This window comes from Brachyspira sp. (genome assembly GCF_050873525.1).
In the GTDB taxonomy this organism is placed as follows: domain Bacteria; phylum Spirochaetota; class Brachyspiria; order Brachyspirales; family Brachyspiraceae; genus Brachyspira.
The window spans coordinates 1-8662 of record NZ_JBNMIZ010000105.1 but is presented as its reverse complement, the minus strand read 5'-3'; the positions used below and the strand labels follow the sequence as shown (position 1 = coordinate 8662).

8 protein-coding genes are annotated in these 8662 nt (G+C 32.9%); 6 read left to right on the top strand and 2 right to left on the bottom strand.

The window, feature by feature from the left end; genetic code table 11:
* The first annotated feature begins 48 nt into the window (after positions 1–48).
* The 6 genes from ACR0QS_RS08095 (at position 49) to ACR0QS_RS08070 (ending at position 7148) form a co-directional block, all read left to right on the top strand.
* The gene (locus tag ACR0QS_RS08095; RefSeq protein ID WP_432632933.1) at positions 49–543 is read left to right on the top strand and encodes a hypothetical protein; all 495 of its coding nucleotides are present in this window, start codon (positions 49–51) and stop codon (positions 541–543) included.
* Between the two features lie 41 nt (positions 544–584).
* Complete coding sequence (locus tag ACR0QS_RS08090) at positions 585–1361, top strand: SDR family NAD(P)-dependent oxidoreductase (protein ID WP_432632932.1); 777 nt, start codon at positions 585–587, stop codon at positions 1359–1361.
* Between the two features lie 54 nt (positions 1362–1415).
* The gene (locus ACR0QS_RS08085) at positions 1416–3377 is read left to right on the top strand and encodes a hypothetical protein (RefSeq protein ID WP_432632931.1); all 1962 of its coding nucleotides are present in this window, start codon (positions 1416–1418) and stop codon (positions 3375–3377) included.
* 51 nt (positions 3378–3428) lie between these two features.
* Positions 3429–4334, top strand: a complete 906-nt coding sequence (locus ACR0QS_RS08080) for a lysophospholipid acyltransferase family protein (RefSeq protein WP_432632936.1) — start codon at positions 3429–3431, stop codon at positions 4332–4334.
* Positions 4335–4446: 112 nt separating this feature from the next.
* Complete coding sequence (locus tag ACR0QS_RS08075; RefSeq protein WP_432632935.1) at positions 4447–5958, top strand: DegQ family serine endoprotease; 1512 nt, start codon at positions 4447–4449, stop codon at positions 5956–5958.
* A 137-nt stretch (positions 5959–6095) separates the two neighbouring features.
* Positions 6096–7148 (top strand): ankyrin repeat domain-containing protein, encoded by a 1053-nt coding sequence (locus ACR0QS_RS08070; protein WP_432632930.1) that lies wholly within the window; start codon positions 6096–6098, stop codon positions 7146–7148.
* Here the strand turns inward: ACR0QS_RS08070 and ACR0QS_RS08065 are convergent, their stop codons facing one another.
* Both ACR0QS_RS08065 and ACR0QS_RS08060 read right to left on the bottom strand, forming a co-directional pair.
* Positions 7149–7877 carry an amino acid ABC transporter ATP-binding protein gene (locus ACR0QS_RS08065; protein WP_432632929.1) on the bottom strand — a complete coding sequence of 243 codons (729 nt, stop codon included), beginning with the start codon at positions 7875–7877 and terminating at the stop codon, positions 7149–7151.
* A complete protein-coding gene (locus ACR0QS_RS08060; RefSeq protein WP_432632934.1) occupies positions 7878–8591 on the bottom strand; it encodes an amino acid ABC transporter permease in 714 nt (237 codons plus the stop codon).
* Between the last annotated feature and the right edge of the window lie 71 nt (positions 8592–8662).

The following is an 8662-nucleotide window of genomic DNA, read 5'->3' as shown; positions in this document are numbered from 1 at the left end:
ATATATATAATAATAAAATAAAAAACATAAAAAACGGAGGCATATATTATGTTCAAAAAATTATATATTTCATTATTGGTTGCGGGTTTAGTAATTTCTTGCGGAAACGGAGTAAGCAAAAAAAATCCAGAAGGCTGGATTAATAAAGACACTTTTAGAGTTCTCGGAATGGGTTCTCCAAGCGACACTATCGATGCGAACGATAAATTTAGAAGAGAGGTAACTTCAAAACAAGCGGCAGAATTGGATGCGAAAAATAAAATCGTAGCAAAAATTGCAGGTTCTTATATAGAATCTTTAAGTTCCACAGAAAAAGGAATGATAGACGAATATGTTATTCAGGAAAGAGTTGCGGGAAGAATAAGAGGCGTATCGGTAATTGAAACAAAATGGGATTCCAAACAAAACTGCACGGTAGTCGCAGAATTGTATTCAAAAGGATTAAAAAATCAAATGGATAGTTTAATCTCAAAATATTTGAAAGAAGTTGGAATGCAATATACGGCTCAAGATATCGCTGGAAAAGTTCAAACCTACGAATAATATTATTGAATATATATTTTTATATAAGGAAAATTAAATTTATGTATAAAGAAAATATTAGCGGAAAATTGGCTTTTATATCGGGGGCAAGCGCTGGAATTGGAGAGGCTGTCGCAAAATCGCTCGCTTCAAACGGCGTTAACCTTATTTTAGCGGCAAGAAGAATAGATAAACTCGAAAATCTAAAAAATAGTTTTGAAAAAGAATATAAAATAAAAGTAAAAACCATGAAAATAGATTTTTCAAAAAGCGAAGATATAGTTAAAGCTTTAAATTCTTTGGAAGACGAATGGAAAAATATTGACATTCTTATAAATAACGCGGGACTTGCCTTAAATAAAGATGTTTATTCGAATAATTTGCTTGAAGACGCTTTGCAAATGATAAGAGTAAATTGCGAAGGTTTGATAACGGCGACAAGAATTTTACTTCCGCTTATATTGAAAAGCAGGCATGGACATATAATTAATATCGCTTCAACGGCGGCGGACGAAGCTTATTCTGGAGGAGCTATTTATTGCGCCACAAAATCTTTCGTTGAAATGTTCGGAGACGCTATAAGAATAGAATTGATTGACAAACCAGTAAAAGTTACGAATATAAAACCTGGGTTGGTTAATACCGAATTTTCTACCGTTCGATTTAAGGGCGATAAAGAAAAAGCTGATAATGTATATAAAGGTTTAGAACCGCTTTTAGCCGAGGATATAGCGGATAATATAGAATATGTTTTGACGAGAAAAAGCCATGTTCAAATATCGAGTATGACTATTATGGCGGAAAATCAAGCGACCGCGACTATGGCGTATAGAAGATAATAATTTTTAATTAATATTAAGAATTAAATAGAAAATAAATTGGAGTATTTTTCAGTGGAAGATATTGAAAAAACCAGAGACAGATTAAAATTAGACGAAATCGAAGAAGAAGACAGAAGAGATTTATTCAATAAATTTGTGGACGCGGGAGGCGAAGTATTATCCGATAGAAAAAAAAATAATCATAATACTTTAAATAATTCTTCCAATTCTCCAAAGAAAAATACTTTTGTAAATAATAGTGCTTCAAATCATTCTAATATAAAACCAAAAGCAGAACCGCAATTTACAAATAAACAAGTCGTTCATGAAGTTGTCGAAAAACCTAAAAATAACGAAACGGCATTAACTATAAAGAAAAATAAATCTCCGTTTTATAATACCAAATTATGGTTTAACGCTTTCGCTTCGGGAGTCATAACTTTATTCGGAGGGAAGGTTAATCCTAAATTTTTGAATTTTATAGATAAAAACGCGGTATCCGCTCTTTTGGAAATGGACACTTTAATTTTTAACGCTTTGAATCCTATCGGAATAAACGATATAGATTCAAAAGATAAAAAAAATAAAATCATAGCAAGATTTGCGGAAGAGCTTGAAGATGTTGAACTTTTGGAAAGAATTAAAGACCAATACGATGAAAAAGTTTATAAGAATTTCTTAAGACAATATAAAGATTTGGATTCTTCCGTTGTGGCGATAAATTATGTAAGCGAATTAAAAAGTATGTTTCGTCCTCTGTATGTTTTGCATTTATATGTCTCAAGAATCAAATCGGTTGGCGAAAAAGCGATGATGTCTTATGCGATAGTCGACAATATGAGCAAGGCGATAGTCAATTCGAGAATTTCCGCTTTCAAAAGGGCGACCGACCTTGTATATTCTAAATATTATCCTAAATTGCTGATTTTACTTCAATATGCCGCAAAAGAAAAACTGGAAACGATAGACGATTTTAATAATTTTTTCGAGATTAAAGACGCCGATATTTTGGGTTATTATACGAAATTAAAACTTACGAATCAAAAATTGAACGAAAGTAAAATTGAAGAAGCAAAAGAAAATATTGGAAAGAAAGAAGAAGAGGAAGAAGAAAAATTAAATAAAATAGAATCCATCGGAGTAAAACTTATAGAAAAATGCGTTTCCTTCAAAAAAGAAGACAATAATATAGAATACGAAACCGACCCTTTTTATAATGTGGAAGAAACCGATAAAATCTACAGAATAAAAGTTTTAATAGATTTTTTGGATAGAGAATATTCTATACTTTTCGTTTCAAATAAAGTAAAATATAATTCCGTTTTCGATAATCTTGTGCGAACGGATTATAAATCGGATTTTAATAATATGTTTTTGTCTTTGTCGGATATAAATTCGAGATTTAACGAATATAGCGATATTTGTAAAGGGATTTTGAAAATAGAACAGGACGAAGGAATGAGATTCGAGCAGAGAGTTTCGATGCTTTCGGAAAGAAACGGACAGAGAGCATATATTTCAAAAAATTTAAAATCTACTGTTATATCGATTATCTCTCCATTCAAAAGAAAACTTGACAAACTTCTTTTGGATAAAGAAGAGCGTGAAAAAATAATTGCAAATCCGAACGATATATTAACTTTCTTTACCGATATAGGATATAAAAAAAGAGTTCAAGGTTATAATGTTTTGAAAGCGTTAACCGAAGCTTATTATTTTGTGTCGGGTTTTAATTATTTGATAAACGAAGGCGAACTTTCGGGAGCAGGTTTATTGATAGACGGCGCAAATTCCGACATCGAATTAAAAGATAGTAGAGATAATATAGATAATAGAAAAGAAGACAAAGAAGATAACGATAATAAAGAAGAGATAAAAAGAGATAATGCGGAAGAAAAGGATATAGATAGCGATAATAAAAATAATAAAGAAAAAAGCGAAGAAAATATAAATAATCAAAACGAAGAAAGTATGGATATGGATACATCGTTTTTAGACGATATAGAAATAGACGAGGACGCGACAAACATATAAAAAATTAACTTAAATTGGAGATTTTATTTGTATAAATCAAAAAAAGTCATAATGCTTGAGTATATTCCATTGAGAATCTTAATGGAAATAATATCTTTATTGCCTTATATAATAGTCGTTTTATTTGCAAAACTTATTGGCGCTTTAATGTATTATTTAGTTCCGAGCGCAAGAAAAGTCGCGTTAATAAATTTGAAGCAGGCTTTTCCCGAAAAAACTTATAGAGAAAGAAAGAGAATAGCCAAAAGGTCTATGAAATCTATGATTATAACTTTTGCCGAATTTATAAAATCTTCGAGAATGTCCGACAGTCAAATATTAAAAAGAATAAAAATCGAAGGACTCGAATCTTTCGATAACGCTCTGGAAGAAAAACATAAAGGAATGATTGCAATTACGGGGCATATAGGAAACTGGGAATATGTGGCATTTTATTTTGCAATTCATAAATATAATCCTAAAGTTATATTCAGACCTTTAGATAATCCCAAATTAGATAAATATGTTCGTTCTTGGAGAGAGAAAAGAGGAACGGAATGCATTTCAAGATGGGGAGATTTAAGAGATATATTTAAAGCGTTATACGAAAATTCGCCCGTTGCTTTTTTATGCGACCAAAACTATTTAGACGGAATTTTTGTAGATTTTTTTGGCTATCCATGCGCGACTGCGGTTGGACCGATAGCCGTTGCGATGAAAACGAAATCGCCTATAGCGATACTTTACGATTTGCCCGACAGATACGGACATCATAAAATAATAGTTTCGGAAATAATGTATATAGAGGAAAAAGAAACCAAAGAAGAGACTTTATATTATAATACTCAAAAATATACTAAAAAATTGGAGGAGATAATAAGAAAGCATCCAGAGAACTGGCTTTGGGTTCATCCGAGATGGAATACGCGTCCTAAAGGAGAACCAGAAATATTTTATAAACATAATAATTATAAATAAATTTTATTTTACATTATTTTTTTAGAACAGGTTTATATAATACAATCTAATTAAATAAAATTTTATAAAAGATTATAAGAATAACTATTTTTGGAGGTATTTATATATGAATATGAATCAAAAAAAATCATCGTTTATGTTCTTTTTGAACATAGGGCTAACATTTACTTTGGTTGGGATTATAATTTCTTTCTTTATATTTTCGCATGAAAGAAATTATAAAGAAGGAGATTTTGTAGTTCATGCGCAAGCCGCTCCTCAAAAAGTCGCTTTTTCTGGCTCTATAGACGGAGCTTTGCAAGTGGAAAGCGCTATTAGAGAAGTGGTTAATAAAAACATGAACGCCGTAGTAAATATTTCAACCGAAACCGAAGCGAGACAAACCGAGCAGGACAGATACGCGGACGAGTTTTTTAGATTTTTCTTTGGCGACCAAATGCCGAGACAGAGAAGAAATCAAAGGTCGTTGGGAAGCGGTTTTATAGTAAACGAAGACGGTTATGTTTTGTCAAATTATCATGTCGTTAAAGGCGCGACTAAAATAATGGTTTTGCTTTACGGAGAAACGGAAGAACTTCCAGCAAAATTGATAGGATATGACGAAGCTTACGATTTGGCTTTACTTCAAATAGAATCCAACAGAACTTTTCCTTATGTGGCTCTGGGAGACAGCGATGCGATAGAACCCGGCGAATTTGCAATAGCGATAGGAAATCCTTACGGACTCAATAATACCGTTACTTTCGGAATAGTTTCGGCAAAAGGAAGAAGCGATATTGGAGCGAACAGGTATCAAAGATATATTCAAACGGATGTTGCTATAAATCCCGGAAATTCTGGCGGTCCTCTATTCAATATTCATGGGCAGGTTATCGGAATAAACACTTTGATATATTCAACTTCTGGCGGAAGCATAGGAATAGGTTTTGCAACTCCGATTAATATAGCCACTTCCGTTATGAACGAACTTAAAGAAACGGGAAAAGTGACGAGAGGCTATTTGGGAATATATTTGCAGGATATAGACGAAAATTTGGCGAGAGGACTTAATATTAGACAGGGAAGCGGAGTCTATGTAAGCGAAGTAGTTCCAAACTCTCCAGCAAGCAAAAGCGGATTGCAGGACGGCGATATTATAACCGAATTTGACGGCGATAGAATGACAAAATCCGGCGATTTATTCAATAAAGTCGCCACTACTCAAGTCGGCAAGCAGGTTACGGTTAAATATTTAAGAAACGGAAGAGAAAGAAGCGTAAGAGTAACGATAGAGGCAAGAGTTGAAGATACCGAAGTCGTTCCGAGCGGAAGCAATACGCCGAGCAGAAGACAATCGAATAGCCGTTCTTGGATGGGACTCGATGTTTCGGATATAACTCCAGAAATATCTCAAAGACTTCAAATTAGAAGCGGAGAAAAAGGAGTAGCTGTCGTTAATATGACTCAATCTTCGAGAGCTTATCAATCGGGACTTAGACCAGGGGATGTTATAAAAGCTATTAACGGAAGAACGATAACGAATATGAACGATTATAACGAATTCGTCAAATCTTACGGAAATGAAAAATCTTTTACGATTACGATAAAGCGTGCGCGCATGACTTATGTAATCATCATTGAATAATCCTTTAGTTTAATTTAAAAGGCTTTGCGGTTAATTCCGTGAAGTCTTTTTTTGTTATATTTTTTAATATCAAAAAAGAATAGTTTATTACGATAATTATATTATTATATTGATTTTGGTTTAATTACGGATTTTTTATGAAGAAAATTATTTTATTATCTTTTATTTTTTCGGCTTTGCTTTTTTCTCAAAATTCTACAATCTCACAAATAGAACAAAATAACGATTTAATGAAAAGTATTGAAAATAACGATATTGAAAGCGTCAAAAATATATTAAGAGACGGAAATAATTTGGACATTTACAATAATAAATACGGCATGAGTTCTTTAATGTATGCGGCGAAAATAGGGAATATGGAAATCGTTAAAGAATTGCTCGATTTTGGGGCTAAAGATTTTAATTTTGCTTTTTATATGGCATGTATGGAAGGCTATTGGGATATCGCTCAAAAATTTATCGAAAAAGGCGCTAATAATTTTGACATAGCTTTAAGTTATGCGGCTATCGGCGGACGGTTGGAAATTGCAGAAGAACTTATTAATTTGGGAGCTAAAGATATTAACGGAGCTTTGGTTTCGGCATGCGAAGGAAATCATTTTGAATTGGTTAAATATTTTATAGAAAGCGGAGCTAATGTAAACACAAAAGCTTATATAGAACCTTACAGATATTACGAAGGAACGGAAAGAAAATATCCAATAACGGCGGCTACCGATATAAATATAATAAACGAACTTATAAACGCGGGAGCGACAAATCTAAACGAAGCGATTATTTATAACGCCAAACAAACGAATAGAACCGATATAATATTTAATCTTTTGGAACTCGGAGCTGATGTAAACGCTAAAAATTATGGCAATGAAAAAACTCTTCTTATGTATTTGATAGAAAAAGAAAATCCAGATATTGAAGCGATAAAAAGATTGATAGAATCTGGAGCGGATATTAACGCTACCGATAGAAACGGAAATAATATTTTAATAAGAGCGGTTATGTTTGAATACGAAAAAGAAGAAAACGGAATATACAGAACTTTTTCGACTCCGCTTGAAGTAATGGAAGAATTATTGAAGGCTGGAGCGGATATGACTCAAAGAAATATTTACGGAAACACCGCTTATAGAATCGCCGCAAAAAAGAAGAAAAAAGATTTTATAGAATTGTTTGATAGATATAGGAAATAGTTATTTATTCAAAACCTTGTATAAAAACTCTTTCGTTCTGCTATGTTTAGGATTATTAAAAAATTCTTCTGGCGTTTCGTCTTCGAGTATTTTTCCATCGTTCATAAATAAAATTCTTGTGGCGACATTTTTTGCAAATCCCATTTCATGAGTCACTATAAGCATAGTCATTCCTTCTCTGGCAAGTTCTATCATAACATCCAAAACTTCCTTTATCATTTCTGGGTCCAAAGCGGAAGTCGGTTCGTCAAAAAGCATAATCTCTGGCTCCATTGCCAAAGCCCGCGCAATCGCTATTCTCTGTTTCTGCCCGCCCGAAAGCTGATTCGGATAAGAATATTTTTTATCCAAAAGTCCGACTTTATTTAAAAGATTATCCGCCTTGCTTTCCGCCAATTCAACGGAATAATTTTTGATTTTTATCGGCGCTAATGTAATATTTTTTATAACATTTTTATGTGGAAATAAATTGAAATGCTGAAAAACCATTCCTACTTTTTCTCTTATTTTATTTATATTCGTTTCTTTACTCAAAATATTTTCGCCGTCAATAAATATTTTTCCGTCCGTAGGTTCTTCTAGTCTGTTTATGCATCTTAAAAAAGTGGATTTTCCGCTTCCCGAAGGTCCTATAATCGCTATGATTTCGCCTTTTTCGACATTAATATCGATTCCTTTTAATACTTCGAGTTTGCCGAATTTTTTATATAAATTTTCTATCCTAATCATTTAATCGCCTTCCTTTAATTTTTTCTCTATGCTTCTCATAAATGTGGCGAAGATTGAAGTCAATATTAAATATATTATTCCAACCGCAATTAACGGTTCTACTCCTCTATAAGTTTGGCTCGTTATAATATTTGCCGAACGAAGCAAGTCTATTCCGCCGATAAATCCGACAATAGAAGTTTCTTTAAGCAAAGTTATAAATTCGCTCACCAAAGCTGGAAGAATTTTTTTAATCGCTTGAGGAATTATAATTTCTCTCATAGACAAACCGTAATTCATGCCCAAAGCCCGAGCCGCTTCCATCTGTCCTTTATCGAGTCCTTCGATTCCCGCTCTTATTATTTCCGCGACATAAGCCGCCGAATTGATTCCGAAAGCAATTCCTGAAATTAATAATATCGGAGTGTTTCTTAAAGCACCAACGAAAACTACATTTGCCCATATCATTAATTGAACGACTGCGGGAGTTCCTCTTATAAGATTGACGAAGCCGAAAGCCAATTTTGAAATGGGATTAAAATCTTCGTATCCTTTTACATTTTTCAAAGGATAGAAATGCGAAAGTTCCATAAGGGCAATAAATATTCCCAAGACAATTCCAACCAACGCTGCGAATGCGGTAGTTCCAACGGAAAATAGAAGCCCCCTAATCATATACATATATCTGCCGTGAGTAAAAAATATATTTTTAAGAAGCTCCAAATATTCCATTATAGTTTCCGTTTTATAATTTTATATGATTAAAATTTTAAGATAAAACTTAATTACTTAAACAAAAAATATTT